A 1,388-nucleotide genomic window follows, 5' to 3' on the forward strand; every position below is an offset into this window, starting at 1 on the left:
TTTGCGAGTCTTGCGGCGTTTGCTGGTAAATTCGGTATCGGCGAAGGAAAGCTGATTCATGTCATTCGGTCTTGAGGTAATGGTCAGATCGGCATTGTCTCATATTGGGGACTTAATCGCAGTTTCCCTAGGGCATACTCGCAGTTTATATGTATTAGGTGAAATGTATCATAATGGTTTTGGCACAAAAAAAGACCCAGAAAAATCGACTGAATATTATCTTGCTGCAAAAAAATCAGGTTACAAAGTTGAAAATATAGATAAAAGGCTAAGTCAAAGTGCCATGAATGCTTGGTTAAAAAGCGAAGAGGGTGAAGGTTATGAATATTATAATTTATCCATTAATACCATACGTGTTTTAGCGATTAAGGATGACCCAGAAGCAAAAAAATTCCTACGACAACAGAGGATTGTATCCTCGCCAGACAATACCCCATTAGATTACTTCTTAGTTAGCTCGCAAGGTGATGCTTATTTATCGAGAGTTGAAAAATATATAGATAGCTATATAGAAACTAAGAGTCCTGAAGATCAAGAAAAGGTCGCTAAGGCTTTAAAAAAATATGCCGATATAATGATCGATAATGGCGTATACAGTGAGCCGATAAAGTATTTTCAAGAAATTGTTGAGCAAGGCTATGGTCCATTTTTTAGTATTAGCAATTTTTACTTATCAAAAATGTATGTCATGCTTTTTTTAGATTATGAAAATAAGTCAGATGGTGTTAAAGCTTTAACTACTGCTATGTTAACGGACAATAAAGATGTTCTTGAGTCAGTAGCGCTCGGTATACATTCCGTTACTGATGAAGCGTCTTATGAGGATATGCTGGCTGAGGCTGTACGAATAAATGAAAACTATAATATCGATTTTGTTATTAATCGTTATGAGCAAGCATTGAAAAGAGATATGTCTGATTTGGCTATGATTTATGTTAATGACAGTTCAATTGATATCAATGACAAGCGTAGTAGTGATGGCGTCACTATGCTGCATTTGGCTATTTGGCATAACAATACAGATATTGCTAAGCAACTTATTAAGGACGGTGCGGATATCAACTTAGCTGACCGTCAAGGCGATAAGCCATTAGGCTATGCTATTTATAAGAAAAATATGGAATTGATCGATTACCTAAGCAGCCTGGGAGCAAAAAATTAGTACTGCTTACTATCAACTCGTTTCACAAGATATAGCTTAGGGAAGATGCGAATAAGTCCCGTGCATGAGACAATTCATTTTTAATCTTCTAACCTAATCAGTCGTCCCTGAATAATGGCGTTTCAGACAAGAAACGCCATGGTATTTTTAGGCTTTTCCATTAAAAACGTTATTTTTAGCCATATGCGCTGTAAAAAAGACCCAAAATATTGGGCACAATAAAGCC

At 36.3% G+C, this 1,388-nt stretch carries 1 protein-coding gene; it reads left to right on the plus strand.

Going from position 1 to position 1,388, the window contains the following annotated elements:
- Window positions 1-58: 58 nt before the first annotated feature.
- The gene (locus LG368_RS15305; protein WP_226755551.1) at window positions 59-1,162 is read left to right on the plus strand and encodes an ankyrin repeat domain-containing protein; all 1,104 of its coding nucleotides are present in this window, start codon (window positions 59-61) and stop codon (window positions 1,160-1,162) included.
- Window positions 1,163-1,388: the final 226 nt, after the last annotated feature.

Origin of the sequence: Marinomonas algarum (assembly GCF_020532605.1) — a bacterium.
Lineage (GTDB): Bacteria > Pseudomonadota > Gammaproteobacteria > Pseudomonadales > Marinomonadaceae > Marinomonas > Marinomonas algarum.

Excerpts from the sequence above, each read along its gene's own strand:
- LG368_RS15305 (WP_226755551.1), top strand. The coding sequence starts at position 59 with ATGTCATTCGGTCTTGAGGTAATGGTCAGATCGGCATTGTCTCATATT.